The sequence below is a fragment of the Sphaerisporangium sp. NPDC049457 genome (assembly GCF_055586705.1).
Genome location: NZ_JBVJHR010000020.1, coordinates 39,776 through 65,925, shown reverse-complemented (window position 1 = coordinate 65,925; position 26,150 = coordinate 39,776). Strand labels below are relative to the sequence as shown.

General features: G+C 70.4%; 22 protein-coding genes and 1 pseudogene. 14 read left to right on the top strand and 9 right to left on the bottom strand.

What is annotated here, in order from left to right; genetic code table 11:
• The first annotated feature begins 5 nt into the window (after positions 1-5).
• Entirely contained in the window at positions 6-560 is a 555-nt protein-coding gene (locus ACZ6QO_RS28530; RefSeq protein ID WP_465854946.1) for a serine hydrolase domain-containing protein, read from the top strand.
• Between the two features lie 311 nt (positions 561-871).
• Here ACZ6QO_RS28530 and ACZ6QO_RS28525 read toward each other — a convergent pair whose 3' ends face one another.
• Entirely contained in the window at positions 872-1,924 is a 1,053-nt protein-coding gene (locus tag ACZ6QO_RS28525; protein ID WP_465854945.1) for an EAL domain-containing protein, read from the bottom strand.
• A gap of 605 nt (positions 1,925-2,529) precedes the next feature.
• On the opposite strand from ACZ6QO_RS28525, the gene ACZ6QO_RS28520 reads away from it, so the two are divergent.
• The 5 genes from ACZ6QO_RS28520 to ACZ6QO_RS28500 all read left to right on the top strand — a co-directional run bounded on the left by ACZ6QO_RS28520 (position 2,530) and on the right by ACZ6QO_RS28500 (position 8,525).
• Positions 2,530-3,189 carry an acVLRF1 family peptidyl-tRNA hydrolase gene (locus tag ACZ6QO_RS28520; protein WP_465854943.1) on the top strand — a complete coding sequence of 220 codons (660 nt, stop codon included), beginning with the start codon at positions 2,530-2,532 and terminating at the stop codon, positions 3,187-3,189.
• A gap of 362 nt (positions 3,190-3,551) precedes the next feature.
• Entirely contained in the window at positions 3,552-5,150 is a 1,599-nt protein-coding gene (locus ACZ6QO_RS28515; protein WP_465854941.1) for an ABC-F family ATP-binding cassette domain-containing protein, read from the top strand.
• 114 nt (positions 5,151-5,264) lie between these two features.
• Positions 5,265-5,480, top strand: a complete 216-nt coding sequence (locus tag ACZ6QO_RS28510) for a helix-turn-helix domain-containing protein (RefSeq protein WP_093173121.1) — start codon at positions 5,265-5,267, stop codon at positions 5,478-5,480.
• Positions 5,481-5,621: 141 nt separating this feature from the next.
• Entirely contained in the window at positions 5,622-6,533 is a 912-nt protein-coding gene (locus tag ACZ6QO_RS28505; protein WP_465854938.1) for an enoyl-CoA hydratase/isomerase family protein, read from the top strand.
• A gap of 117 nt (positions 6,534-6,650) precedes the next feature.
• The gene (locus ACZ6QO_RS28500) at positions 6,651-8,525 is read left to right on the top strand and encodes an ABC transporter ATP-binding protein (RefSeq protein WP_465854936.1); all 1,875 of its coding nucleotides are present in this window, start codon (positions 6,651-6,653) and stop codon (positions 8,523-8,525) included.
• Between the two features lie 86 nt (positions 8,526-8,611).
• Here ACZ6QO_RS28500 and ACZ6QO_RS28495 read toward each other — a convergent pair whose 3' ends face one another.
• The gene (locus tag ACZ6QO_RS28495) at positions 8,612-9,496 is read right to left on the bottom strand and encodes a sulfotransferase (RefSeq protein ID WP_465854935.1); all 885 of its coding nucleotides are present in this window, start codon (positions 9,494-9,496) and stop codon (positions 8,612-8,614) included.
• A 173-nt stretch (positions 9,497-9,669) separates the two neighbouring features.
• On the opposite strand from ACZ6QO_RS28495, the gene ACZ6QO_RS28490 reads away from it, so the two are divergent.
• The 3 genes and pseudogenes from ACZ6QO_RS28490 to ACZ6QO_RS28480 all read left to right on the top strand — a co-directional run.
• Positions 9,670-10,596 (top strand): S66 peptidase family protein, encoded by a 927-nt coding sequence (locus tag ACZ6QO_RS28490; RefSeq protein ID WP_465854933.1) that lies wholly within the window; start codon positions 9,670-9,672, stop codon positions 10,594-10,596.
• Positions 10,597-10,637: 41 nt separating this feature from the next.
• Positions 10,638-11,543: a hypothetical protein gene (locus tag ACZ6QO_RS28485; protein WP_465854931.1), complete on the top strand. Its 906-nt coding sequence runs from the start codon at positions 10,638-10,640 to the stop codon at positions 11,541-11,543.
• A gap of 55 nt (positions 11,544-11,598) precedes the next feature.
• Positions 11,599-11,919, top strand: a pseudogene (locus ACZ6QO_RS28480) (transposase); the annotation flags it as partial.
• A 440-nt stretch (positions 11,920-12,359) separates the two neighbouring features.
• Here ACZ6QO_RS28480 and ACZ6QO_RS28475 read toward each other — a convergent pair.
• From ACZ6QO_RS28475 to yczE, 4 genes are all read right to left on the bottom strand, one after another.
• Entirely contained in the window at positions 12,360-12,980 is a 621-nt protein-coding gene (locus ACZ6QO_RS28475) for an adenylate/guanylate cyclase domain-containing protein (RefSeq protein WP_465854930.1), read from the bottom strand.
• A gap of 103 nt (positions 12,981-13,083) precedes the next feature.
• Positions 13,084-13,815 carry a Crp/Fnr family transcriptional regulator gene (locus ACZ6QO_RS28470; protein WP_465854929.1) on the bottom strand — a complete coding sequence of 244 codons (732 nt, stop codon included), beginning with the start codon at positions 13,813-13,815 and terminating at the stop codon, positions 13,084-13,086.
• A gap of 87 nt (positions 13,816-13,902) precedes the next feature.
• Positions 13,903-15,714, bottom strand: coding sequence for a glycoside hydrolase family 15 protein (locus ACZ6QO_RS28465; protein WP_465854927.1), 1,812 nt, complete (start codon positions 15,712-15,714; stop codon positions 13,903-13,905).
• Positions 15,715-15,788: 74 nt separating this feature from the next.
• Positions 15,789-16,394: a membrane protein YczE gene (gene yczE / locus ACZ6QO_RS28460; protein WP_465854925.1), complete on the bottom strand. Its 606-nt coding sequence runs from the start codon at positions 16,392-16,394 to the stop codon at positions 15,789-15,791.
• Between the two features lie 63 nt (positions 16,395-16,457).
• On the opposite strand from yczE, the gene yczR reads away from it, so the two are divergent.
• On the top strand, positions 16,458-17,924 hold the full coding sequence (yczR, locus tag ACZ6QO_RS28455; RefSeq protein WP_465854923.1) for a MocR-like transcription factor YczR: 1,467 nt from the start codon (positions 16,458-16,460) through the stop codon (positions 17,922-17,924).
• A 51-nt stretch (positions 17,925-17,975) separates the two neighbouring features.
• Here yczR and ACZ6QO_RS28450 read toward each other — a convergent pair whose 3' ends face one another.
• Positions 17,976-19,454 carry a peptide MFS transporter gene (locus ACZ6QO_RS28450; RefSeq protein ID WP_465854921.1) on the bottom strand — a complete coding sequence of 493 codons (1,479 nt, stop codon included), beginning with the start codon at positions 19,452-19,454 and terminating at the stop codon, positions 17,976-17,978.
• Positions 19,455-19,943: 489 nt separating this feature from the next.
• On the opposite strand from ACZ6QO_RS28450, the gene ACZ6QO_RS28445 reads away from it, so the two are divergent.
• The 3 genes from ACZ6QO_RS28445 to ACZ6QO_RS28435 all read left to right on the top strand — a co-directional run bounded on the left by ACZ6QO_RS28445 (position 19,944) and on the right by ACZ6QO_RS28435 (position 23,771).
• On the top strand, positions 19,944-21,785 hold the full coding sequence (locus ACZ6QO_RS28445) for an AMP-dependent synthetase/ligase (protein WP_465854919.1): 1,842 nt from the start codon (positions 19,944-19,946) through the stop codon (positions 21,783-21,785).
• A gap of 93 nt (positions 21,786-21,878) precedes the next feature.
• Positions 21,879-22,760, top strand: a complete 882-nt coding sequence (locus ACZ6QO_RS28440) for a hypothetical protein (protein ID WP_465854917.1) — start codon at positions 21,879-21,881, stop codon at positions 22,758-22,760.
• 171 nt (positions 22,761-22,931) lie between these two features.
• A complete protein-coding gene (locus ACZ6QO_RS28435; RefSeq protein WP_465854915.1) occupies positions 22,932-23,771 on the top strand; it encodes a hypothetical protein in 840 nt (279 codons plus the stop codon).
• An 83-nt stretch (positions 23,772-23,854) separates the two neighbouring features.
• Here the strand turns inward: ACZ6QO_RS28435 and ACZ6QO_RS28430 are convergent, their stop codons facing one another.
• A complete protein-coding gene (locus tag ACZ6QO_RS28430; protein ID WP_380841553.1) occupies positions 23,855-24,151 on the bottom strand; it encodes a hypothetical protein in 297 nt (98 codons plus the stop codon).
• A 137-nt stretch (positions 24,152-24,288) separates the two neighbouring features.
• Positions 24,289-24,597 carry an integration host factor, actinobacterial type gene (mihF, locus tag ACZ6QO_RS28425; RefSeq protein ID WP_380841552.1) on the bottom strand — a complete coding sequence of 103 codons (309 nt, stop codon included), beginning with the start codon at positions 24,595-24,597 and terminating at the stop codon, positions 24,289-24,291.
• 256 nt (positions 24,598-24,853) lie between these two features.
• Between mihF and ACZ6QO_RS28420 the strand changes: the two genes are divergently transcribed.
• On the top strand, positions 24,854-26,128 hold the full coding sequence (locus ACZ6QO_RS28420; RefSeq protein ID WP_465854912.1) for a M14 family metallopeptidase: 1,275 nt from the start codon (positions 24,854-24,856) through the stop codon (positions 26,126-26,128).
• Positions 26,129-26,150 lie beyond the last annotated feature (22 nt).

Genomic DNA, 26,150 nt, shown 5'->3' with positions numbered 1-26,150 from the left:
GGGAGGTGACGGGGGTGGCGACGAGTGGGATACAAGACCGGATCCAGCGTCATATCGACACGTTGATCGAGACCGACGCGGAGACCGGTGTGCAGGTTGCCGTCTATCACCATGGCGCGCTGATCGTCGACGCGGTGGCCGGTACGGCCGACCCGGCCACCGGGAGGCCGCTCACCTCGGGAACGCCGATCTTCAGTTTCTCCACCGGCAAGAACGTGGCGGCCGTGCTGGCGCATCTGCTCGTAGAGGGTGGTCTCATCGATTACGACACCCCGGTCACGGACCTGTGGCCCGAGTTCGGCGTGCAAACCCTGACCGCCGTGGACTACGTCATCGAAGGCACCGCGAGCCTGGTCACCGACCAAGCCACCAGGGAGGCCGTGGCGACCGCCTTCGAACAGGTCTATGGCTGGCAGCTCACCCGCGAGGACGGAACCTGGTACCAGCTGGGCGACGCCGCCCGGACCGGCGATGTCCGGCTCTACCGGCTCCAGCCGGACAAGGGCTTCGCCTTCGCCACGGGTAGCGAGTCGTCCGAGACCCGCCTCCAGTGGAGCTGAAGGCGCAACGCCGCGCCGCCCGCGCAGTTGTGCCGTGACGTCCCCGCCGCAGAGCGCTCGGACGGGCCAGGCCACCGGATGGCGATCGCTGTGAACCCGCACAAAGGGCAGCCAGTCGGACAGCGCCGATCCGTCCTCGGCCCGCGCACGCGGTAGAAGACATCGTCGTCCGGCCAAGGTCACCGGACGGCGGGCAGCCGTGAGGACTCCTTCACGTTCGCGTCCGCCCGCCGGTCGTGAAGCGTCCTGCGGGCGTGGCCGGGGGAGCTCCGGCCGACTGGGAATCTACAATGTAAAGGCGGCGTCTCGGGTCAGCGATGAGCGGGCTGGTGGTCGGCGACGTGGCGGATCAGGTCGCCGACGTGGACCACACCCATGCAGCGGCCCACCTCGTCGACGACCACCAGGTCGTCGTACACGCGGGCGGTGTCCTTGCCCGCGACCTGCATCGCCGCTATGGCGGGGGTGGTCTTGGGCACGACGCGGGGCGGGTCGGCCAGGCGGTGGGCCGGCTTCTTGGCGTGCAGGGCGTGCCCGTAGGGACCGGCGATCGACAGCAGGAAGCGGCTGCGCTCCACGCTTCCCCGCGGGCGCTGGTACTCGTCGACCAGGATGACGCTGGTGATCGACGGTTCGGTGCCGAGGGCCTCCACCACCTCCTCCGCCGTGGCGTGCATGCCCAGCGTCACCGCCGGCATGAGGAACTCCTGTACGCGGGGGCCGAGGTCGATCCCCGGTGCCTGCGGCTCGGCGGGCACCGGCAGCGGGACGTACACCCTGCCGTGTGAGGGCCGCCAGTCGAGCGGGGCCAGCAGCGGCCCCTGGGCGAGACGCACCCCCCAGCCGCGCAGCGTCGTGAGCTGCGCTTCGTCGCGCACCTGGGGCGCCAGGACGTGGACGCCCATGCTCTTGGCCATGTGCGCCACCGCCTCGCCGACGGCGTTGCGCCGCGGGTCGCGGGGCACCCGTTCCATCAGGTCCGGCGAGAGCACCAGCGCGTACGGCGCGGCGTCGGCGATCAGGTCGAGCGGGACGTGCGAGGTGCCGAGGCCGCCGATGGCGACCAGGTAGCCGATGGTCCGCAGGCCGTCGACGCCGGTCAGCAGGGCCCGCCGGTCCGGCGCCGCGACGTCGCCGGTGATCACCAGGATCACCTCGCGGGGACGGCGGCCGGTGGCGCGCATGGCCTCGTGCAGGGGGGCGAGGGCGGCCGACCCCTGGACCACGGCCGCCGGCGGCACGGTGAGCAGCAGTGGGAGCAGCGCCTCCTCGCGGGCGGCCGCGTAGACGCCGGCGACGGTCCCCGAGACGTCCCCGGAGATCTTGATGGAGGCCGCCTCGGCGGTGGCCTCGACGGCGATCACCCCTCCGGTGTCCAGATCGACGATCGGAAAGAAGACCGCGGCGGCACGCGCCGCTCCCGGCGTCCCCGGCCCGAACGGCCCGGAAGGCCCGGAAGGCCCGGAAAGCCCGGAAAGCCCGGAAAGCCCGGAAAACCCGGAAGGCGCGGGAGGTCCGGGAGGTGCTGAATACCCGGGAGGCCCGGAAGGCGCGGGGGAGGGTGTGGGGAGTCGCGGCGGGGCCGCCTCGGGACCGCCAGGGGCGGCTCCGTGGCGACCGGAGGGGGAGGCGCCGGGAGATCCCGGTGAAGCCGGAGGGGCCATCGAGGCTCCCTGGGATGCGTCGGTACGGGTGGCGGTCGCCAGGATCGAGGCGGCCGGGGAGGAGGTTCTGGGGACCGTCACCCATGGATTGTGCTGCGGGTTTATCGGTAAGAAGGCCGCCAAAAGGTGGAATTCACTGATATTTCTCCCACTGTTGGAAGGAAGGATTCCTTTACCGACAGTCGGAAACCCTGTCACGCCACGTAGCCGAAGATCGCCCCGCCGGAGCCCCGCCTCCGCCGCCCGTGCCGCCCGGCCGCCCGTCGGCCTCGGCTGTCGGGCGCCGTCCTGTACTGTCGCTGGGCATGGCGGGACGACCGGCGGCGGGCGGGGGACGGTGGGTCTCCGTGGCGCCCGAACGCCTGGAGCGGTGGCTGCGCGGGTTCGCCGGACGGCACGGGACCGCCGAGCCGGTCCTGGCGGACGATGTCGTGCGCCTGCGAGCCCCCGACGGCGCCGTCGCCGAGCTCTTCGTGCCCTTCCCGCCGCTCCCCGCCGGGTCCGAGGGTGAGAGTCCGCTACCGGCCTTGGTGGCGCACGCGGCGGCCGACCGGATGGTCGGGGTCCTGCTCGTACGGCTCGGCGGGCACGCGGCCGGAGTGTTCGAAGGCAGGCGGCTGGTGGCCTCCAAGGTGGGCTCGCGCCTGGTACACGGGCGCAGCGCGGCCGGGGGCTGGTCGCAGCACCGCTTCGCCCGCCGCAGGGAGAAGCAGGCCAGTGAGGCGTCACAGGCGGCGGCCGACGTGGCCGCGCGCGTGCTGGCGCCCCGCGCGGACGAGCTGGACGCGGTCGTCCTCGGGGGAGACCGGCGCGCCGTGGACGCCCTGCGCGCGGACCGGCGGCTCGCTCCGATCTTCGCGCTGGAGGCCGCGCCCTTCCTGGACGTGCCCGACCCGCGGCTCGCCGTACTCCAGGAAACCCCCGAGACCTTCCGCGCCGTCCGCGTCCGCCTGCTCGACCCGTAGGTCTGTCACGGGCAGGCGCCGCGCCGATGCCGGTCGGCCGCCCCGGCGGGCGGTACGCCGTCGCCACCGGCGGGCCGCCGTTTCCTCCCCCTTCGGCTTCTTCCATCGCCTGTCCCGAGCATCGCGGGGCGGCCGGGAACGGGGTGACCTCGCCGCCGGCTGAAGCGGGCCGGGAACCGGCGGGGGCGCGTGGGCCATCGACCCGCTGGAAGGTGCCCGTACACTAGGCGTATGCGCACTCCCGATTGATCGGCGCACTCGACGAAGCGGGGCCGGGCCGCCCGGCCGGCCCGCCGCATTCCGGTAACCACCGCCAGCACGTTCTTCGACCTTGTTCCCCGCTCTGGGAGTGTTCCCTCATCATGATCATCGCGTCAGACATCGAACTGCGCGCCGGTTCCCGCCTGCTCATCGAAGGGGCGTCCTTCCGGGTGAACCCGGGAGACCGCATCGGCCTGGTGGGCCGCAACGGGGCCGGCAAGACCACGCTCACCAAGGTCCTCGCCGGCGAGGGCCTGCCCGCCGCCGGGACGGTGACCACCACCGGCAGCGTCGGCTACCTCCCCCAGGATCCCCGTACCGGCGATCTGTCGGTGATCGCCTCCGACCGCATCCTGTCGGCCCGAGGCCTGGACGAGGTGCTGCGCGAACTGCGCGAGGCCGAGCTCGGCATGGCCTCCGCCGACACCCGCACGCGCGACCGCGCGGTGCGCGCCTACGGCCGCCTGGAGGACCGCCTGCACGTCCTCGGCGGGTACGCCGCGGAGGCCGAGGCCGCCTCGATCGCCTCCAGCCTGGGTCTGCCCGACCGCGTGCTCAAACAGCCCCTCCAGACGCTGTCCGGCGGCCAGCGGCGGCGGGTCGAACTCGCCCGCATCCTGTTCAGCGGAGCGGAGACTCTCCTGCTTGACGAGCCGACAAACCACCTCGATGCGGACTCAATCGGGTGGCTTCGTGATTTTTTACGATCACACCAGGGCGGTTTGATCATTATTAGCCACGATGTCGGGCTTCTTGAAGCGACGGTCAACCGGGTCCTGCACCTCGACGCGAACCGCGGCGTCATCGACACCTACAACGTCGGCTGGACCACATATCTGGCCCAGCGCGAGACCGACGAAAGGCGCAGGAAGCGCGAGCGCGCCAACGCCGAGCGCCAGGCGTCCCAGCTGCTCTCGCAGGCCGACCGCATGCGCGCCAAGGCCACCAAGGCCAAGGCCGCGCAGGACATGGAGCGCAGGGCCAAGCGCCTGCTCGCGGGCGTGGAGGAGGAGCGGCGCACCGACAAGGTCGCCAAGCTCCGCTTCCCCGACCCCGCCCCCTGCGGGCGCACCCCGCTGACGGCCACCGGTCTGTCGAAGTCCTACGGCTCGCTGGAGGTCTTCACCGACGTCGACGCGGCGGTCGACCGGGGCAGCAGGGTCGTCGTGCTCGGCCTGAACGGCGCGGGCAAGACCACGCTGCTGCGCATGCTCGGCGGCCTGGAGAAGCCCGACTCCGGCGAGGTCAGGCCCGGTCACGGCCTCAAGCTGGGCTACTACGCCCAGGAGCACGAGACGCTGGACGCCGGCCGCACGGTGCTGGAGAACATGCGCTCGGCCGGTCCTGACGTGCCCGACGTGGCACTGCGCAAGGTCCTCGGCTCGTTCCTGTTCTCCGGGGACGACGCCGACAAGCCGGCGGCGGTGCTGTCGGGAGGCGAGAAGACCCGGCTGGCCCTGGCCACGCTGGTGTTGTCGAGCGCCAACGTCCTGCTGCTGGACGAACCGACGAACAACCTCGATCCCATCAGCCGCGATCAGGTACTTTCAGCGTTAAGGTCCTATTCGGGGGCGATTGTCCTTGTTACGCATGATGAAGGTGCTGTTGAGGCCCTACAACCAGATAGGGTGATCTTGCTGCCGGACGGAGTCGAAGACGCTTGGAGCGATGAATTTTCCGATCTTGTGGCACTTGCCTGATCTTAATTTGAGCGGGTACGGATCTTTTCCCATGGAGTAGGTAGCCGATCCGGCTGAAATGACTGATCATGGCGTGAGTAACGCTGCGGAAGTCTGGCACTACAGGAGGTACTCGTGGCCGAGACTCTCAAGAAGGGCACCCGGGTGACCGGGGCCGACCGTGAAAAACTGGCCGCCGATCTCAAGAAGCGGTACGCCGCTGGTGAGAGCATCCGTGCGCTCGCCGCGTCGACCGGCAGGTCATACGGGTTCATTCACCGCATCCTCAGCGAGTCCGGCGTGACTCTGCGAGGACGTGGCGGAGCCACCCGGGGCAAGTCCAAGCGCTAGAGGACGCCTCGGATACGCGCGACCGCAGCCGCTCGTGCCGTTTCACCCGAAGCCCGTCCCGCCCGCGCCGGTAGAATCTCATTCTGGAACCTGCACTGGGTTCGGGCGTGACGGGATGACGACTGGTGGACGGAGCGGGCGATGGCGGAAGCGGCGACAGGGGGGAGTGCGGCGGACATCTCGGCGAGCGACGAAGCCGAGCCGGGCACGCATGGAGCGCTGAGGCGCGCCGGAGGGGTGCGTGGCGAGGCTGACGGAGCCCCTGACAGCGAACAGCTCGCAGAGATCGGTCTGCGCTTCGAGGTGGACGGCGAGATCGCGACGATCACACTGGACCGGCCGGAGAGGCGGAACGCCCAGACGTTCGCCACCTGGTCCGCTCTGGCTCACATGGGCACAACGCTGCCCGAGCAGGTGCGCGTCGTCGTGGTCCGAGGCGAGGGGCCGTCCTTCTCAGCCGGCATCGACGTGCGGATGTTCAACCCAGGGGGCGTTCCGGGGCAGGGCTCGTTCGCGTCCGCGGCCGCCCTCGACGATGAGACGTTCGAGCAGCGCATCGAACAGGCGCAGCGGGGCTTCCTGTGGCTGCGCCGCCCCGACATCGTGTCGATCGCGGCGGTGCAGGGGCATGCGATCGGGGCGGGGTTCCAGCTCGCCCTGGCCTGTGACCTGCGGGTCATCGCCGACGACGCCAAGTTCTGTATGAAAGAGGCCGCGCTCGGGCTGGTCCCCGACCTGACGGGCACCAAGCCGCTGGTCGATCTCGTCGGCCTGTCGCGCGCCGTGGAGATCTGCCTGACCGCGCGCGTGGTGGAGGCCGGCGAAGCGCACCGCATCGGCCTCGCCGAGCGCGTCGTCCCCAGAGGGGAACTGGAGGCGGCGACCCGGGAGCTGGCCTCGTCGCTGCTGACGACCGACCGGGACGCGGCGGCCGCCACCAAGAGGCTGCTGCAGGCGGCCGCGGGCCGCACGCTCGCGGAACAGGCGGCGGCCGAGCGCGCCGAGCAGGCGGTGCGCATCAGGACGCTGTTCGGGGGCGCCCGCCAGGGGTGATCGTTCGCCCTGAGCTGACCGGGGAATCGCCAGGGCGGTTCACCTGCTTGGCCGAGGGAGGGAACGCGGGCGAAACGGCCGCGGGCCGGGTGCGGGGAGAGGATCGGCGGGCGACGGATGTCGATGATGGGCGGGGGATTCGGGCCCCAGGCGATGCGGTCCCTGCGACGGGACAGTTCGGTGACCAAAGAGCGGCTGACGCCGGGAACGGTGCCGCGCATCGCGCGATACGCGCGGCCCTACCGCTGGCAGATCGCGGCCTTCCTCGGGCTCGTCGTGCTGGACGCCGTGATCGTCATCGCCAACCCGCTGCTGCTGAAGTCCATCATCGACAACGGCATCATCCCCCGCAGGGCCGATGTCGTCGTCATGCTGTCGCTGGTCATCGCGGCCCTGGCCGTGGTGGACGCCGGGCTCGGGCTGGCGCAGCGCTGGTTCTCCTCGCGCATCGGCGAGGGCCTGATCTACGACCTGCGTACCGAGGTCTTCGACCACGTCCAGCGCATGCCGGTGGCGTTCTTCATGCGCGCCCAGACCGGCGCGCTGGTCTCCCGGCTCAACAGCGACGTCATCGGCGCGCAGCGCGCCATCACCAGCACCCTGTCGGCCGTGGTGTCCAACGTCGTCAGCCTGGTCATGGTGCTCGGCGCCATGCTGATCCTGTCGTGGCAGGTCACGCTCGTCGCCCTGATCCTGCTGCCGATCTTCATCTTCCCCGCCCGGTACGTCGGGCGCCGCATGTCCGGGCTGACCCGCGAGCAGATGCAACTCGACGCCGAGATGAGCTCGGTCATGACCGAGCGCTTCAACGTTGCCGGCGCCATGGTCGCCAAGCTGTACGGCCGCCCGGACGACGAGGCGGCGCACTTCAGCGAGCGGGCCGGCCGGGTGCGCGACGTCGGCATCACCGTCGGCATGTACGGCACGGTGTTCCGCGTCGCCCTCGGCCTGGTCGCCGCGCTCGCCACCGCGCTGGTGTACGGCGCGGGCGGCGTGCTCGTGGTCGACGGAGCCTTCCCGATCGGCACCCTGGTCGCGCTCGCCGCGATGCTCATGCGCCTGTACGGCCCGCTGACCAGCCTGTCCAACGTCCACGTGGACGTGATGACGGCGCTGGTCAGCTTCGACCGGGTGTTCGAGGTGCTCGACCTCAAGCCGATGGTCGCCGAGAGCCCGGACGCCCGGCCGCTGCCCGGCGGGCCGGTCACCATCGAGTTCGACGACGTCCAGTTCCGCTACCCGGCGGCCGAGGAGGTCTCGCTGGCCTCCCTGGAGGCGGTCGCCCGGCCCGACACCGGTCCCAGCCAGGAGGTGCTGAAGGGGGTCACCTTCACCGCCAGGCCGGGCCAGCTGATCGCGCTGGTCGGGCCGTCCGGGGCGGGCAAGACCACGATCACCTCGCTGGTCTCGCGGCTGTACGACGTCACCGGCGGCGCGGTGCGGGTCAACGGCCTCGACGTGCGCGACGCCACCCTCGGCTCGCTGCGCGAGACGGTCGGCGTGGTGATGCAGGACGCGCACCTGTTCCACGACACCATCGGCGCCAACCTCCGCTACGCCCGTCCGGACGCCTCCGACAGGGAGATCTGGGAGGCGCTGCGCGCCGCGCAGATCGGCGAGCTGGTCGAAGGGCTGCCCGACGGGCTCGACACCGTCGTCGGCGACCGGGGTTACCGGCTGTCGGGCGGCGAGAAGCAGCGCATCGCGCTGGCCCGGCTGCTGCTGAAGGCCCCGCGGGTGGTGGTGCTCGACGAGGCCACCGCCCACCTGGACTCCGAGTCGGAGGCCGCCGTGCAGCGGGCGCTGAAGACGGCGCTGGCCGGCCGCACCTCGCTGGTGATCGCCCACCGGCTCTCCACGATCCGCGAGGCCGACGAGATCCTGGTCGTGGAGGACGGCCACGTGGTCGAGCGCGGGCGCCACGACGACCTGCTCGCCGCGCACGGCGCCTACGCCGAGCTCTACAGCACCCAGTTCGAACACCAGCGCTGACGCGAGCGGCCCGCGGGCCGGGCTTCACCGCACCCGGTTCGAGCACCAGCGCCGACGCGAGCGGCCCGCGGGCCGGGCGGCCGCCGTCAGAGGTAGCCGAGCCTGGCGAGCTCCTCCTTGGCGACCTTCTCGACGAGCGCCACCGCCTCGGGCCGCAGCCGCGACCGCCACGCGCCCACCTTGGGCGCCGTGGCGCCGTACAGCGCCACCTTGGACACCCTGCTCTCCAGGAAGTCCGACACCGCCGCGACCGTCGGCCCCGGCGCGGAGGCCATGTCCTCGTAGCGCAGCGTGAGCAGCTGGTCGGGCGGCAGCTCCTGGCGCAGCGCGGCGCTCAGCCGTACGGCGCTGCGCCAGCGCAGGGCGCACTTGCCCGCCGAGTCCATCGCCGTCCACCTGTCGCGGTGCTCGCTGGCGTTGACCCCGAGGAACGGGTTGGGGAACTCGGTCTCGTCGCTGAGCATGCTCGTCCGGAACAGGCTCATGGAGGCGCGGTCGGCGAGCATGTCGGCGGTGACGTCCCTGCCGTCGCGGATGAACTGGATGAACCGGGCGTCGGGGAAGGCCTGGAGCAGCACCGGCGCGCTGTACAGCAGGTCGGGGTTGGCGTCGCCGAACCGGACGACGGAGCCGGGGGAGGCGCACGGGCCGCCGCCGGTGACGGCCCCGGCCTCCCGGCACGACGCCGGGCACTCGGCGCACGCCCCCGGGACGATCTGCCACGCCTCGGCCAGGGCGTCGCGCAGCACCCGCACCGCGCCGCCGCCCTTCCTGCGCATGATCGACGGACGGCGGGCGAAGGCGTAGACGACGTGGGCCACCGCGGCCCGGCCCATGGTGACGTGGAAGCCGGGCGAGCGCTTCAGCGCGCGCGCGAGAAGGTCGGCGCCGGAGTGCGGAGCGCCGAGCAGGAACACCGGTCTGCGGACCTTGATGCCGTTGACGACCAGAATGTGGGTCGGGGGTCGCATAAGTGAGGACAGTCTGACACCCTTTGCGAGGTGAACGAACCGGCCACGCCCCGCCCAACGGTGGTACATGGCGTCACCTGGGTAAGCGTACTCACAACGGCGGCGGTTTCCGCCCATTCACCGTTTTTCGACGGCCACAAATCAGGACGATTCCGCGGGACAGGAGGCGGGCGATGAAGGACAGGCGGCTATGGGTCCCCGGTCGGCTGCATCCTGGCGACCGGGTGGCCGTCGTCGCCCCGTCGGGGCCGGTCGACCCGGTCCGCCTGACCCGTGGCCGTCAGGTCCTCACCGAGATCGGCCTGGACGTCGTGGTCATGCCGAGGGTGCTCAACCGGCGCGGCTACCTGGCCGGTTCGGACGCCGGCCGGGCCGCCGACCTGCAGGACGCCTGGTGCGACCCCGACGTGCGGGCCGTCATCTGCGCCCGCGGCGGCTACGGCGCCACCCGCCTGCTCGACCTGCTCGACTGGACCGCCATGGGGGCGGCGCGGCCCAAGATCCTGCTCGGGTCGAGCGACATCACCGCGCTGCACCAGGCGTTCGCCGTGCGGCTCGGCGTCGCAAGCTGCTTCGGCCCGATGCCGGCGTCCGCCACGCTGAGCGACGCGGACGGGCCCGACGAGGCCTCGCTGGCCCACCTGCGCGCCTCGCTGTTCGAGGGCGACATGCCCGCCCCGGTGGCCGGCGGCCAGGTGATCGTGCCCGGCCACGCCGAGGGGCCGCTCACCGGCGGCAACCTGTCGCTGCTGGCGTCGCTGTGCGGCACGCCGTACGCCATGCGCGCCCAGGGGCACATCGTGCTGCTGGAGGACATCGGCGAGGAGCCCTACCGCATCGACCGCATGCTGACCCAGCTGCTGCAGGCCGGATGCCTGACCGGCGCCCTCGGCATCGTGCTCGGATCCTGGGAGCGGTGCGGCGACCCGACGCCGGTGCTGGTCGACCGGCTCGCCCCGCTCGGCGTGCCGATGATCGCCGGGCTGCCGATCGGCCATGGCACACCACAGTTCACCGCCTGGATGGGGGCGGACGCGGTCATTGATACCGAATCGTGCTCTTTGACTTGCCTGTTCCGCGACCCCGCTACGGCACTGTAGGCGCAGGTAGGGGGAAGAAACCGTGGTAGTTGGGAGCCTGCGTGGGCTTGTTCAGGCGATACCGGGATTGGCGGGCAGGCACGTCGCGGCGCTCGTTCGAGGAGGCCGATCTGGACTCCCTGCTGGTGCTGGTGGCGGAGAGCCTGGGCTATGACCCGGCCTTCCAGCCGGGCGGCTCCTCGATGGCGCTCACCGGGCCGCGCACCGTGACGGTGCGGCTGGACGGGCTGCGCCGCGAAGCGGGGCGGCGCTCGCGCGAGGACTGGCCGATGCTGGTCTCCGAGCACCTCGGACGGGCGGTGGCCCGCGCCGACGACCTGCCGGACGTGTGCGACTACGCGCAGATCCTGCCGCTGCTGCGCACCCAGGTGATGCTCACCGACGGGCTGGAGGACGACCCCTCCCGGCTGATCGGCCGCCACCTCGGCTCCGACCTGATCGAGGTCCTCACCGTCTCGGGGCGCCCGGTGCGTCCGGAGGAGGCGTTCTGCTGGCCGGTCACGCCGGCGCAGGCGCTGGACGCCGCCGGCCGCAACGTGCTCGCCGACGAGCGGCTGTCGGCCGAGCGCGTCGACCTCGACGGCATCTTCGCCTACGTCATGACCGGCTCGCCGGCCAGCTCGGCCGTGCACCTGCGCAAGATCGAGGACTACCTGCTGGTCTCTCCCGACGGGCTGATCGTGGCGCTTCCCCGTCCCGGAGAGATGGTCGTCCACCCCATCGACGGCCTGTCGGTGATGCGCGCCATCGAGCGGCTGTGGCTGCTGGCCCACCGCGAGTACCGCACGCGCGACGACGGCCTGAGCCCGCACGTGTACTGGTGGAACCACGGCAGGCTGACCCGCATCCAGGCCGACCTGGTCGTCCAGAACGGCCAGCGCCGCCTGGTCGTCGCCCCGCCCCCCGACTTCGCCCGCCTCCTCGCCGCCATGGCCAGGGGCCGCTGAAGGAGCTGTTTCTTAGATCTCCTGACAGCGGGCGCCGGGTTGGTGACGCTCGTGTATCGGTTGTGGTGATCTGACAAATGCGAGTGGAGCCGCTGTTACCGCCGGGCGGGGCACGTGGAGGCCGGTGGAATGACCATCCGATGGTGCTCAACGGCGTGTTCTGCCGAGCGCGTACCGGGGTACCACGGCACGCTCTCCCTGAGCGGTTCGGGTCGTGGGTGACGGTTCACAAGCGGCATCGCCGCTGGTCGGCGGACGGCACATGGGAGCGGCTGCTTCAGGTGGTCCAGGTGCCGAGGACGCTGCGGGCTGGGTGGATGGGGATGTGTCGGTGGATTCCATGATCATATGGGCGCACCAGCATGCGGTCGGCGCTCCGGGTGCGCCCCACCTGTTGTAGGGCCAAAGTGGGGACCCGCCTGGACAGCGTGAGGCAGTCCGGTATGGCGAAGTCTGCGCGTCCAGTTGGAGGAGGAGGTCAGGCAGGCGAGTGGCTAGAAGGCTCGCGGGGCGCATTCTCCTCGTCTAAATACCGGAACTCGCCGAACCATGGGGGGTCAGGACCGGAGCTTCTGTCGCCAAGGGGAGCTTCGCCGACCGGCCGGTGGTGCCCACGAGGAGTGGAACGAGCTCTACGACGCCTTGCCATACCCGTAGCGCGTATCTCTGACGCTCTTTGGACAAGAACAGCGCTAGCAGAACGACCAGCGCGCCTACGAGGATCGCGATGGTCGCCGGAATGGCTCCTATCAGTGCGCGTACCGGCAGCTGCGGTAGCGTCATGGGATCCTTCTTTCCGCTTCCGGCGACGGTATGTCAGCGATGTGTCTGGGTCCGATCCCGAACGCGTGTGCGTACGGTGACCTGCTCGCCGCCGATGACGACGTCCGTCTCATCCGACCAGACTCCGGCGTTCCGGGCTTCGGTGCCGAGCAGTGAGAATGCTTGCTCGGTCAGAGCGATGTGGCCCGCGCCGTCTGCGAGCCGGGAGACCTTTGCCGCCACATTGGAGCCGACCCAGAATCCCTGTCCTCCCGGGTTCGGACCTGCCCACCCCTGGCATACGAGGCCGTCGTCGATGCCGATCCTGACCTGAAGCGCATGAGAGTTGTCGTCGGCGCGCGCCGCCAGAGAAGAGGACATCCGCTGCACCTCGACCGTGGTGGACAGCGCACGATCGACACGTCCCTCTCCCTGGAAGATCGCCAGTACTCCATCGCCATTGATGTCGCACACGACTCCGCCGGTGATGTCGGTGAGAGCGACGATTGAGGAGAAAAATCGTTCGAGCAGGTTTCTGGTCGCGTGCACGCCCAGCGCGCTTGTCAGCCTCGTTGAGTCTCGGACGTCAATGAAGGCGCTTGTCGCCTCGAACGGAGCACGCGCCCCCGCTGGTTGAGATGGTGCGGCGATCTTTCTGACACCGTTGAGGAACACGACACCTCCCGAGACGAGAGCCGTAGGGACGGCAAGGTCATCTCAATATAGGGAGAAGTCTATATTTTTACAAGCATTGACTCGTCTTAGTATGAAAATGATCTCAATCGGGCAATGCCGCACTGGCGCGTAGAGCGGCGAGATCCTTGATGATCAAGCGACGGTAGTGCGTCTCCACCACGCCTTCCTCGCGAAGTGTTCGCAAGGCCTTGAACACGCTTGGCTCGCTGGCGCCGGTCAGCGAGGCCAGATCGGACTGGTTGAGGGAAGGGTGGAGAACGATACCTTCGCCGGCTGGCGTCCCCCACTTGTCCGCTAGGGCGGCGAGCGTCCGGGCGAGCCGGGTGGGGGCGTCGAACTGGCGGAAGTCCAGAATCTGTTGCGTACGTGAACGCTGACGTTCTATCAGCATTCGAATCAATGCGTGCGACGCCGCAGGCTCGTTCTCCAGCAGATCAAGGAAGTCGCCCTTGGAAATCTCCAGTGCGATCACCTTCGTCGCCGCGCTTACGGTGGCCGATCGCGGCTCTCCGGAGATCGCCGTCATCTCGCCGATCGTGTCCCCGCGCGTCTGGATGTCGATCAATTTTGGTGTGCCGGAGATGTCCATCGACTCCACGCGGACGACACCATCGAGGATCACGAACACCTCCGTCGCCTGGTCGCCTTGGGTGACGAAGACCTGACTCGGAGAGAAGATCCGCCGCGTACCTCGGTGCAAGACGACATTCCGGGTCTCATCGGGCAGTGTCGCTAAGAAGCTCTTGGACGGCCATGTCGCGGACGCGTCGTCTGCGCGCTCGTTGTGCGTTCCGGACTGGCCGACACTGCCCATACGGATCCCCTTCCTCGTTGAGCCTGATCACTATGGTGCCACTGTTCAAAAGATCTCTGGCGGCACGGTGCCGGTTCAGATGGATGATCAGGCGGGGGTTAGCAGGGCGGTGTGGCGGGGGGTGCAGTGGGGGCGGGAGAGGGTGTGGGCGGTGTGGATCAGCGGGACGTGGCTGAAGGCCTGGGGGAAGTTGCCGACCAGCCGCTCGTAGCGGGGGTCGTACTCTTCGGCCAGCAGCCCCACGTCGTTGCGCAGTGACAGGAGCTTCTCGAACAGCTCGACGGCCTGCTCGCGCCTGCCCGCCATGGCCCGCGCCTCGGCGAGCCAGAAGCTGCACGCGAGGAACGCCCCCTCGCCGCCCATCAGGCCGTCCACGGAGTTCTGGTGGGCCAGCGGATAGCGCAGCACGAAGCCGTCGGACATCAGCTCGCGCTCGATCGCGTCGATCGTCCCGGTGACGCGGGGGTCGTCCGGCGGCAGGAAGCCGGTCTGCGGGATCAGCAGCAGCGCGGCGTCCAGCTCGCCCGACCCGTACGACTGGGTGAAGGTGTTGCGCGCGGAGTCGTAGCCCTTCGCCAGGATCTCTGCGTGGATGCGCTCGCGCAGCGCGCGCCAGTGGTCGACCGGCCCGTTCTGGCCGAACCGCTCGACCTGCCGGATCACCCGGTCGGCCGCCACCCAGGCCATCACCTTGGAGTGGACGAAGTGCCGGCGGGGCCCGCGCACCTCCCACAGGCCCTCGTCCGGTTCGTCCCAGTGGGACTCAAGGAAGTCCATCAGCGACCGCTGGATCGCCCACGTGCGCGAGATGGAGGAGAGCCCGGACGCCTGCGACAGGTAGAGGCAGTTCATCACCTCGCCGTACACGTCGAGCTGGAGCTGGTTGACCGCGGCGTTGCCGATGCGCACCGGGCGGGAGTTCTCGTACCCCTCAAGCCAGGGCAGCTCCATCTCGGGCAGGCGGCGCTCGCCGGCCACGCCGTACATGATCTGCAGGTCCTGCGGGCGGCCGGCGATCGCGCGCAGCAGCCACTCGCGCCAGTCGCGGGCCTCGTCGACGTAGCCCGCCCCGAGCAGCGCGTCCAGGGTCATCGTGGCGTCGCGCAGCCAGCAGTAGCGGTAGTCCCAGTTGCGGACCCCGCCGATGTCCTCGGGAATGGAGGTCGTGGGCGCGGCCACGATGCCGCCGGTGGGGGAGTAGGTGAGCGCCTTGAGGGTGATCAGCGAGCGGACGACCGCGTCGCGCCAGCGGTCCTCGGTCTCCGGGGTGCACTGGGAGACCCACTCCTTCCACATGGCCTCGGTCTCCCGCAGCTCGGCCATCGGGTCGATCTGGTGCGGCCGGGGCGAATGGGAGGGGTGCCAGGTGAACACGAACGCCAGCCGGTCGCCGGCCGAGACGCGGAAGGTCGCCTTGTGGGCGTAGTCGCCGCCCTGCAGCGGCACGGGGGAGTGCAGCCAGACGGAGTCGGGCCCCCCGACGGCCTGCAGCAGGCCGTCGGTGCGGCGCACCCACGGCACGATGCGGCCGTAGTCGAAGCGGATGCGGATGAGGGTGCTCATCTCGACGCTGCCGGCCAGGCACTCGACCACGCGCACCAGGTCGGGGTTGGCCTGCCGGGGCGGCATGAAGTCGGTGACCCGCACCGTGCCGCCCTCGGTGTCCCACTCGGTCTCCAGGATGAGGGTGTCCTCGCGGTAGCGGCGCCGGGTGCTCGGCCGCCGCCCGGGGCCCGCCGGGCCGATCCACCAGTGGCCGTTGCGCTCGTCGCCGAGCAGGGACGTGAAGCAGGAGGGGGAGTCGAAACGGGGCAGGCACAGCCAGTCGATCGACCCGTCCCGCCCGACGAGGGCGGCCGACTGCATGTCGCCGATGAGCGCGTAGTCCTCGATCCGCATGCCGTCACGCTAGTACGCGCAGGGGGTTTCGGCGCCCCCGGCGACGGAAGATCCGGCCGCCGGGCCGGGCTACGTCAGGTTCGCGGTCGCATCCGCGGCATGAAGTACTGCGTGAGCGGGCCGATCAGCACCGCGAAGACGATCGTGCCCACGCCCGCGGTCCCGCCGAGCAGCCACCCGATGGCCAGGACGGTCAGCTCGACCAGCGTGCGCGCCGACCTGATGGACAGTCCGAGCCGGTTGAGGCCGGTCATCAGCCCGTCACGGGGGCCCGGGCCGAGGCCGGCGCCGATGTACAGGCCGGTGGCGGCGGCGATCAGCACCACCGCCGAGAGCAGGTAGGCCCAGCGGACCGCCAGGGGCTCCGGCGTGGGCAGCATCCAGATCACCAGGTCGGCGAAGAGCCCGAGGAACACGATGTTGCTCAGCGTGCCGATGCCCGGGCGCTGCCTGAGCGGGATCCAGAAGAGCATGACGGCGGCGCCCACCACGATGATCCACGTGCCGATCGACCATCCGGTGCGGACGGACAGGCCCTGGTGGAAGACGTCCCACGGGTCGTTGCCGAGCCCCGACTCGACCTGGAGCGCGACGCCCGCGCCGTAGAGGAACAGACCGGCGTACAGCCGCAGCAGGCGGTTGGGGAACGAGCCGAGGCGGGGGAGGGAGATCTCAGTCATAGTGCCGCAATGTTCGGACGCCAATGGCTTGCTGGCAAAGGGCCAATCAGAGAAAGTGGCTTTATGGAGCGATATGTCAGCGGGCCATGGCTGGCCAAGTTGGTCGACCTTCCGCCGGACACCCGCCCGTACTACCGGGCGCTGGCCGAGCGCGTGCGCGGCCTGATCCTGGACGGCCGCCTCGCCACCCGCGTGCGCGTGCCGGCCGAGCGTCACTTGGCCGAGGCGCTCGGCGTCAGCCGCACCACCGTGACCGCCGCCTACGACCGGCTGCGCGAGCAGGGCTACCTCGACAGCCGCCAGGGCGCGGGCAGCTGGACGGCCCTGCCCGACCCCGGCGCGCTCGGCACCGGCAACCCGTGGGTGATCGCCGACGACGATGACGGCCTCGTCCCGCTGCACGCCGCGGCCCCGCCCGCCACGTCCCTGCTCCCCGAGGCCCTGGCCGCCGCGGTCGAGGCCTACCCCCGCTACGGCCTCGGCACCGGCTACGGCCCGATGGGCGTGCGGCCGCTGCGCGAGGCGATCGCCGCCCGGTACGGCGCCCGCGGCCTCGCCACCCGGCCCGACCAGATCCTGGTCACCGGCGGCGCGCAGCACGCCATCCACCTGCTCCTCACCCTGTTCGCCGGGCAGGGCGACCCGATGCTGGTGGAGTCGCCGACCTATCCCCACGCGCTGGACGCGGCCCGCCTGCGCGGCGCCCGGCTGGTGCCGGTGGGGCTCCCCGGCGACTGCTGGGACGTCGAGCTGATGGCCTGCGCCATGCGCCAGTCGGCGACCCGGCTGGCCTACGTCATCCCCGACTTCCACAACCCCATGGGCCTGCTCATGGACGACGCCGGCCGGGCCGAACTGGTGGACGCCGCCCGCCGCAACGACACGACGCTGCTGGTGGACGAGAGCTGGGCCGAGCTGGCCATCGACGAGGTGCCCGCCACCCAGCCGCTGGCCGCGTTCGACACCGACGGCCGGGTGATCAGCGTCGGGTCGGCCTCCAAGCTGTGGTGGGGCGGCCTGCGCATCGGGTGGATCCGCGCCACCAGCGCCCTGGTCCGCCGCCTCGCCGTCCTGCGCGCCGGGATGGACATCGCCGCGCCGCTGATCGAGCAACTCGCGGTGACCCACCTGTTCCAGCGCATCGAGCAGGCCAAGGCCGAACGGGCGCGCGGGCTGGCCGCCTCACGGACCGCCCTGACCGAGGCGCTGCGCGCCCACCTGCCCGAGTGGTCGTTCACCGAGCCGCGCGGGGGCGGCTCGCTGTGGGTGCGGCTGGACTCCCCGATGGCGACGCCGCTCGCCGACGCGGCGGCGGCGCAGGGGGTGCGGCTCGCGCCCGGCCCGTGGTTCGGCCTCGACGGCACGCTGGAGCGCTACCTGCGCCTGCCGTTCACGATGCCGCCGCGGGCGCTCGCCGACGCGGTGCCCCGCCTCGCCGCCGCGCGGGCCATCGCCGTCTCGCCGTCCGCGCAGGCCTCGCCGTCCGCCCACCGGCCGCCGCCCGGCGCGGCGCTGACCCCTTCCCTGTGACCCCTTCCCCGTGACCCGTTTTCCCCATGACCCGTTCCCTGCGACCCGTTCTCACCGCTCGCCCATCAGCACGCGCAGCCGGCGGGCAAAGGCCAGCAGGACGGCCGAGGCGGCGAGCGCGATGGCGGCGAGCGTGGCGAAGTACGCAGGCTCGGACATGTAATGCAGCAGGCGCGCGGTCTGGCCGCCGATGGCGTCCCCGACGGCGAACGACAGGTACCAGACGCCGAGCATCTGGCTCCGGAAGGCGTGCGGGGCCAGTTCGACGGTCACAGAAAGCCCGACCGGGCTGAGGGACAGCTCGCCGAAGACCTGGATGAGGTAGACCAGGAACAGCCACCAGACCGAGATGCGCCCCGTCTCGGCGAGCCCCGCCGCGAGCGCCATCGCCACGAAGCTGACGCCGATCATGAAAAGGCCGAACGCGAACTTCTGCGCCGCCCCCACCCGGTCGCCGAGCTTCACCCACAGGGCCGCGAAGACCGGCACGAAAATCATGATCATCAGTGGGTTGAACGACTGCGTGGTGGCCGCCGTGATCGACTGCCCGAACATCCGCAGGTCGGTGTGCTCGGCCGCGAAGTCGTTCAGCACGGTCGGAGCCAGGTCGTAGATCATCCAGAAGATCGCGGCGGCGACGAACAGCCAGACGTAGGCCTTCATCTTGGTCCGCTCGCCGGTGGTCAGGTTGTGGCCGCCGAGCAGGATGTAGGCGAAGTAGCCGACCGGGACCATGATCGTGAGGATGGTGAGCGCCACCGTGAAGCGGTCGACGGTGAACGTCCCGCTCCAGGCCCACAGCGCCAGCGCCACCGCCGCGCCGCCCAGGCCGATCGCGGCGATCATCCCGAAGTGCCGCCGCTCCTCGGGGGTCAGGCGGTGCCCGGGCGTCTCACCGGCTCCCCGCAGGTGACGCCCGCCGGCGACGTACTGCGTCAGGCCGATCGCCATGCCGACCGCCGCCGCGCCGAACCCGAGGTGCCAGCGGTCGTCCCGCGCCAGGTTGCTGACCACGTACGGGGCGGCGAACGCGCCCAGGTTGATGCCCAGGTAGAAGATGGAGAAGCCCGCGTCCCTGCGGGCGTTGTCCCCCTCGGGGTACAGGCCGCCGACCATCGTCGAGATGTTCGGCTTGAGCAGCCCGGTGCCGGCGACGATCAGCCCGAGGCCGAGCCAGACGAGCCCCTGGCCGCGCAGCGGGATGGCCATGCTGATGTGGCCGAGCATGATGACCGACCCGCCGGCGAGCACCGAGCGCCGCGCTCCGAGCAGGCGGTCGGCGATCCAGCCGCCGGGCAGCGCCAGCAGGTAGACCAGCGCGCCGTAGACGCCGACGACGGCGGTGGAGGTGGGCTTGGGCAGCCCCATGCCGCCCTGGGCGACGGTGGCGGTGAGGAAGAAGAACAAGATGGCGCGCAGCCCGTAGAAGCTGAAACGCTCCCACATCTCGGTGAGGAACAGCGTGACGATGCCGCGCGGATGCCCGAAGACCCTCCGTTCCTCCACCTGCGTGCTGACTTCCTGCGACATGCGGTACGTCCCCCGTCCCGGTGCTGTGCTGGTCCTGCGGCGTTCTGTGGCGTCCTGCGGCGTTCGCGCCGCTGTGAGCTTCGGCTGCGTTCGTTCGGCTGTGCGCGTTGGGTTGTGCGCGTTGGATCGTGTGCGTCCGGCTGTGCGCGTCCGGTCTCGCTCCGCTCGGCGGGCCTCGGGCGCCGCTGTGTCCCGGCGAGCCGCCCGCCGCCCCCTGGCGGGCTCCTCGCTCGGGTCGTCGCCGCGTTCGGAGCCGGACTGTCACGGGCTTCGAGGAACTAACGTATCCAACGTCGGTTTTATTGCTTGGTGTCCGAATTGGTGATTCGTATGGCCGCATGCCCCGGACACTGAGCGTAAGGGAATGACGGTTTCGGCCCGCGAAGCGGACAAGGGCGGCGCTTCTTCTCACTTCCAGGGACTTGTTTGCCGTGAACACCTGTGGTGCGATGCATCCCACTCGTGTAAGTGGGCACTTCTGGAGGCGAAATGGCCGACCCCCGGGTCCTTGCCGAACGCAGGGAAATCGAGCAAGAGATCGCCGGCCACACCATTTGCGAACAACTCAGGCGCACGGCGGAGCGTTTCCCTGACGCGCCCGCCTACTCCGACCGGTCGGGTGACGGCTGGACGACGTTGACCTACGCGCAGGCCCGTCAGCGGGTGCTCGCGATCGCGGCCGGATTCGGCGCCCTCGGTCTCGACCGCGGAGAGGCCGTCGCGCTCATGATGGTCAACCGCACCGAGCACGTGCTCGCCGACCTCGGCGCCGTCCACGCCGGCGGGATGGCGTGCTCGATCTACGCCACCTTCGCCCCCGAGCAGGTGGCCTTCGTCGCCAAGGACGTCAACGCCAAGATCGCCGTGCTGGGGGGCGCGGCCGACCTCGCGCGCTGGACGCCGATCCTGGACGAGCTGCCCGGCCTGCGCAAGGTCATCGTGCTCGAGGACTGCCCTGAGGGCGAGCTGTTCATGAGCTGGGAGGACTTCCTGGCGTTCGGCGAGAGCGCCCTGGCCGCCGACCCGGCCGCCGCCGAGGCGCGGGCCGCCACGGTGACCGCGGACGACGTGCTCACCGTGCTCTACACCTCCGGCACCACCGGCAACCCCAAGGGGGTGCCGCTGACCCACGCCAACATCTGCTTCGAGGTCGCCGTCAGCGTCCGGCTGACCGGGCTGCCCGACCACGGGTCGCAGATCTCCTACCTGACCTACGCCCACATCGCCGAGCGCGTGCTGAGCCTGTACATCCCGCTGTTCAAGGTCTACCACGTCCACTTCTGCCCCGACCTCGCCGAGCTCGGCGCCGTGCTCGCCCAGGTTAAGCCGCTGTTCTTCTTCGGCGTGCCGAGGGTGTGGGAGAAGATGATGGCCCGCCTGCAGGCCCTGCTCGCCACCCAGCCCGTTGAGCAGCAGGAGCAGGTCCGCGCGGCCATGGCGGCCGGGCTGGCCTACGTCGAGGCGTGCCAGTACGGCCGCACCCCGAGCTCCGAGGTCACCGCGGCCTACGAGCAGGCCGACGCCGCGCTGTTGTCCATCATCCGCTCGATGATCGGCTTCGAGAACGCGCTGTGGCTGGCCACCGCCGCCGCCCCGATGCCGCTCGAAGTGCAGCGGTTCTTCGCCGGGCTCGGCATGCGCGTGGTCGACGTCTACGGCATGACCGAGACCAGCGGCGCGTTCACCGGCAACAGCACCGACATGTTCAAGCTCGGCACCGTCGGGCCGCCCTTCCCGGCCGTGGAGGTGCGGGTCGCCGAGGACGGCGAGATCATCACCCGCAGCCCTGCCAACACCGGCGGTTACCTCAACCGCCCCGAGGCCACCGCCGAGCTCATCGACGAGGAGGGCTGGCTGCACACCGGCGACGTGGGCTCCATCGACGAGGACGGCTTCGTCCGCATCGTCGACCGCAAGAAGGAGCTCATCATCACCGCCGGCGGCGAGAACATCTCGCCCGCCAACACCGAGAACCTGCTCAAGGAGCACCCGCTCATCGGCCAGGCCCTCGCCTACGGCGACCGCAGGCCCTACATCGTGGCGATCCTCACCCTCGACGGCGAGGTGGCCCCCGTGTGGGCCAAGGGACGCGGCATCGAGTTCGCCTCCCTGGCCGAGCTGGCCGAGCACCCCGACGTGCTCAAGGAGGTGGACGCGGCCGTCGCGGCGGCCAACGCCAAACTCGCCCGCGTCCAGCAGGTCAAGCGCTGGCACCTGCTGCCCGTCGAGTGGACCGCCGAGACCGCCGAGCTCACCCCCAGCCTCAAGCTCAAGCGCCGCGTCGTGCACGCCAGGTACGCCGCCGTCATCGAAGAGATGTACCAATCCTGATCCCTGACTGATCTCTGCCTGACCCGGGCCCTTTGCCGGGCACGGGGCGTGTCGGCCCCGTGCCCTTGCCCGGGGCCGCCTAGCCTCCAGGCCATGACCAGGAGACGTCTTCTCACGTCGTCGGCCGCGGGGCTGGCCGCGCTCACGGTCCTCGCGGAGGCGTCCCCGCCCCGTTCCGCGTCCGCGGCCGGGACGGGGAAGCCGGCGGTGACCGCGCGCTCGACGGTGCGCTCGCCGATGCGCTCGACGGCCGTCCCGATCGCGGAGCCCTCCCCGGCCACGGCCCCTCCCGTCGCCGCGGCGCCGTCCAAGGCGGCCCCCGCCGTCCCCGGCGGGCCGGTCATCCGGTCGGTCCGGGTCCGTCCCCGCTCTCCGGTGGCGCGGCCGCGGCACGGGGTGCGGCTGGTGGTCGAGGTGGTGGCCCGGGGCACGGCCGGCCCGCGCGGGGTGACCCTGCGCGTCGAGCCGGACAGGCGGGCGAGCGGGACGCCGGCCGTCGCGCCGGCGCCCGTCCCCGCACGCGGCGGCTCCGGCTGGGAGGTCTGGCGGTTCGACCCGCCGGTGCGCCTCACCCGCTGGTACCCCGCAGGCCGGTGGCGGGCCGTCGCCACCGCGAGGGACGCCCGGGGACGCCGGACGACGGCCGCCACGTCGTTCCTGTTCAGGAAGGCCAGCGCGCTCAGCGGGCTGCGCGCCGCCCGGGTCCGCGCGCGGCCGGGGGTCATACGGGTGACCGGGACGCTGACGCGCGTGGACCCGACCGGCAGGTTCGACTACTGGTCCTTCCCCCGCCAGCGGGTGACGCTCCAGTTCAAAAAGCACGGCGGGCGAAGGTGGCGGAGCGTCGCCGAAGCGCGGACCGACCAGGAGGGCGTCTTCGTCCGGCGGGTGAGAAGACGCCCGCACGGGGTATGGCGGGTCGTGTATCCGGGGACCCGGCATTACGCCGGTGTTGCGCATATCATCCCGACATAAAGCGCATAACTAGGATAAATCGCCCCATACCTCTTATAACAATATCGTTGCGTGTCCGATATGTACGAATTTTCTGGCGAGTGTGCGGCAACTTTCCACCCCCTATCGACGTCTATGACGTAGGCACACCCCCCTTGGGATGCCTTTCTCTACGGGGAGAGGAAGTTCCGCATGATGAAACGCATCGCTACCGCTTTGGTAGCGGCCGCCATGGGCGCTTCGGCGCTGTCGGTGGCGGCACCGGCGATGGCGGACGAGGCGCCGGACACCACGGTCGGCATCGAGTCCGTCAGAGTGACCCCCGACCCGGTGGTCATCCGCGGAGGCGATCACGTCAGCGTCACGACCACGGTCACGACCGTGGGCGCCGAGGACGTGAAGATCGACTTCGACCCCACGGGCCGGGGTGGGCAGCCCGACTGCAACCCCTGCCCCGGGGCCGCGAAGGCGTCCAAGAGCGGCTCAGAACGGCAGAGCTGGGACAAGACCATCGTTCTCGACCGGCACGATCCGGCCGGGAAGTGGCTCGTCCACGTCACGGCGACCGGCAAGGACGGCAAGGTCGTCGAGGCGCACTCGTCGTTCTTCGTCAAGATCGTGAAGGCTCGTTCGCACCACGGTCCGCGCGCGACGCGGATCGCCGGGTTCAACGCGAGCCCCGAGCCCGTCAAGAAGGGCCGCAAGCTCTCCCTCTCGGGCAAGCTGCAGACGGCCCGGTGCTACGGCGACTGGTGGTGGAACGGTGACGTCTACGTCGTGGGCGACAACCGTTGCGACGCCGACAACCGCTGGCACAACTGGCGTCAGCTCGGCTGGCAGAAGATCCACGTGTACTTCCACCGCGCCCACGGCGGCAAGTGGGAGTACGTGGACACGATCGAGACCAACCCGGACGGGTCCTTCTACACGAAGATCCCGGCCTACTGGTCCGGCACCTGGAAGGTCGTCTTCGAGGGCTCCCGCGGCCTGTACGGGTCGTCGGCGACCGACTATGTGAAGGTCGTCCGCTAGTCCTCGGCTCCGGCCGGAAACGGAGCGCCTGGCCCCCGGAACGCCCGGGAGCCAGGCGCTTTCGCCGTTTCACGGGGCGATCGTCAGGGGCCGGTCTCGCGGGCGAGCTCCAGGGCGGTCAGGTCCAGGGCGCTGAGCGTGAGGATGTTGGCGATCTGCTCAAGGGGCATCCCGGCGTCGCCGAGCTGGGTGATGGTCACCGCGGTCCGCAGGAAGATGCGGCCGATGACCACCTCGTCCACGTCCGGCATGTCCTTACGGAAGAAGTCGGCGAGCTGCTGACCGACCTCCCGGTCGGCGTGCACGCGTGGGTCGTTGAGCTCAGGGCTGGACAGGATGTCCTGCAGGTCCCTGCGCTCGTCTTCCGTGAGCTTGCTCAAAGGGTCGCCTCCCCGCCGCCATGTCGTTATTGGGAGACTATGCGCTCCCGACTCCGCGGAGAATGGCAGGGGTGGCCAAAGATCGGCCGGCGGAGAGAGCGGGCCCGCCGCTCCGCTCGGCTCCGCCGGCCGGGCGGTCAGGAGGACACCGCCTCGACGAGCTTGCGGCGCTGCTGGACGCCGAGGCCGCCGATGCGCCGCTTGTCGTCGACGCCGGCGCGCTCCATCAGCGCGGCCGCCTTGGTGGGGCCGATGCCGGACAGGGCGCGCAGAGCCTGGGAGACCTTGATCTTCTTGGCCGTGTCGTCGTCGCGCTTGAACAGGTCGTCCAGGGTGAGGTCACCGCTCTTGAGCTGGGCGAGCAGGGCGGCCCGCGCCTGCCGGGCCTCGGTCGCCTTGACGAGAGCGGCCTGCCGCTGCTCGGGGGTGAGAACGGGAAGGGCCATGAGGATTCTTACTCCTTGGGGGATCAATATCGTGGGCCGTCCGGCCGCTGGGGTGTCGGTCGGCATGTGTGCTACCCCTGTGGCGCGCTCTAATCATGCTTTCCCCCACTTCCGCCCCCCTTTTCCGGCCAATCTCGCTGCACCCATCGAGTCATTACAAGTCGTGAAATTTGGGCCTTCTATCTTCGGACCGTTGACCTGACTCTCAGTGCAGGCGCGCGACAACCCAGAAGCGCGCGTCCCAAGGAGGATTCAGGTGAGACGTCTTCTGCTCGCGGGGTTGGCGATCCTGGCCCTGTTGTGCACCAGCGGGATCACCGGGGCGGGGGCCTCGGCGGAGCCACCCCCCAACTACCAGTACCGCGTCGACGGGCCCAGCACGGCCGTGCAGCGGACCGCGATCGCGGCCACCGGCGCCGCGATCGACGAGGTGGCGGCCGCGTCGGTCGTGGTCACAGCCTCGGAGGCCGAGCTCGCCGCGATCAAGGGCCTGGGCTACGCGGTCACCCGGCTCCCGCGTCCGTTATCGCCCGTGGTGCCGAAGCCGCAGGACTTCCCGTCAGCGGACTCCGGTTACCACAACTACGCCGAGATGACCGCCGCGGTGAACCAGGTGGTCGCCGGCTATCCCTCCATCGCGAGGAAGTACAGCTACGGGACCTCCTACGGCGGCCGCGACCTGATCGCCATCAAGATCAGCGACAACGTCGGCACGGACGAGAGCGAGCCGGAGGTGCTGTTCACGGCCCACCAGCACGCCCGCGAGCACCTGACGGTCGAGATGGCCCTCTACCTGCTCAACCTGCTGACCGGGAGCTACAACACCGACAGCCGCATCACCGGCCTGGTGAACTCCCGCGAGATCTGGATCATGCCCGACCTGAACCCCGACGGCGGCGAGTACGACATCGCCACCGGCTCCTACCGCTCCTGGCGCAAGAACCGGCAGCCCAATACCGGATCCTCCTCCGTGGGCACCGACCTGAACCGCAACTGGGCCTACCGGTGGGGATGCTGCGGCGGCTCCTCCGGGTCGCCGTCCAGTGAGACCTACCGCGGCGCGTCGGCCGAGTCCGCGCCCGAGGTGCGGGCCCTGGCCGGCTGGGTGCGCGGCCGGGTGGTCGGGGGCCGGCAGCAGATCAGGAGCAACATCGACTTCCACACCTACAGCGAGCTGATCCTGTGGCCCTACGGCTACACCTACAGCGACACCGCCACCGGCCTGACCGCCGACGACCAGAACGCCTTCGCGACGCTCGGCCGGAACATGGCTGGGACCAACGGCTACACCCCCCAGCAGTCCAGCGACCTCTACATCACCGACGGCACCATCAACGACTGGCTGTGGGGCAACTACAAGATCTTCAGCTACACCTTCGAGATGTACCCGAAGAACGGCTCGCCGGGCTTCTACCCGCCGGACGAGCAGATCGTGACCCAGACCACCCGCAACAAGGAGGCGGTGCTGAGGTTCCTGGAGTACTCCGACTGCGTGTACCGCATCATCGGCAAACAGGCGCAGTACTGCTAGCGGCACCGGTAGCGGCCCTGTT

What these genes read in the sequence shown, in the direction of transcription:
- ACZ6QO_RS28520 (WP_465854943.1), top strand. Translation starts at nt 2,530, where the DNA reads ATGGCGGGACGACCGGCGGCGGGCGGGGGACGGTGGGTCTCCGTGGCG.
- ACZ6QO_RS28515 (WP_465854941.1), top strand. Translation starts at nt 3,552, where the DNA reads ATGATCATCGCGTCAGACATCGAACTGCGCGCCGGTTCCCGCCTGCTC.
- ACZ6QO_RS28505 (WP_465854938.1), top strand. Translation starts at nt 5,622, where the DNA reads ATGGCGGAAGCGGCGACAGGGGGGAGTGCGGCGGACATCTCGGCGAGC.
- ACZ6QO_RS28500 (WP_465854936.1), top strand. Translation starts at nt 6,651, where the DNA reads ATGTCGATGATGGGCGGGGGATTCGGGCCCCAGGCGATGCGGTCCCTG.
- ACZ6QO_RS28495 (WP_465854935.1), bottom strand. Translation starts at nt 9,496, where the DNA reads ATGCGACCCCCGACCCACATTCTGGTCGTCAACGGCATCAAGGTCCGC.
- ACZ6QO_RS28490 (WP_465854933.1), top strand. Translation starts at nt 9,670, where the DNA reads ATGAAGGACAGGCGGCTATGGGTCCCCGGTCGGCTGCATCCTGGCGAC.
- ACZ6QO_RS28470 (WP_465854929.1), bottom strand. Translation starts at nt 13,815, where the DNA reads ATGGGCAGTGTCGGCCAGTCCGGAACGCACAACGAGCGCGCAGACGAC.
- ACZ6QO_RS28465 (WP_465854927.1), bottom strand. Translation starts at nt 15,714, where the DNA reads ATGCGGATCGAGGACTACGCGCTCATCGGCGACATGCAGTCGGCCGCC.
- yczE (WP_465854925.1), bottom strand. Translation starts at nt 16,394, where the DNA reads ATGACTGAGATCTCCCTCCCCCGCCTCGGCTCGTTCCCCAACCGCCTG.
- yczR (WP_465854923.1), top strand. Translation starts at nt 16,458, where the DNA reads ATGGAGCGATATGTCAGCGGGCCATGGCTGGCCAAGTTGGTCGACCTT.
- ACZ6QO_RS28450 (WP_465854921.1), bottom strand. Translation starts at nt 19,454, where the DNA reads ATGTCGCAGGAAGTCAGCACGCAGGTGGAGGAACGGAGGGTCTTCGGG.
- ACZ6QO_RS28445 (WP_465854919.1), top strand. Translation starts at nt 19,944, where the DNA reads ATGGCCGACCCCCGGGTCCTTGCCGAACGCAGGGAAATCGAGCAAGAG.
- ACZ6QO_RS28440 (WP_465854917.1), top strand. Translation starts at nt 21,879, where the DNA reads ATGACCAGGAGACGTCTTCTCACGTCGTCGGCCGCGGGGCTGGCCGCG.
- ACZ6QO_RS28435 (WP_465854915.1), top strand. Translation starts at nt 22,932, where the DNA reads ATGATGAAACGCATCGCTACCGCTTTGGTAGCGGCCGCCATGGGCGCT.
- mihF (WP_380841552.1), bottom strand. Translation starts at nt 24,597, where the DNA reads ATGGCCCTTCCCGTTCTCACCCCCGAGCAGCGGCAGGCCGCTCTCGTC.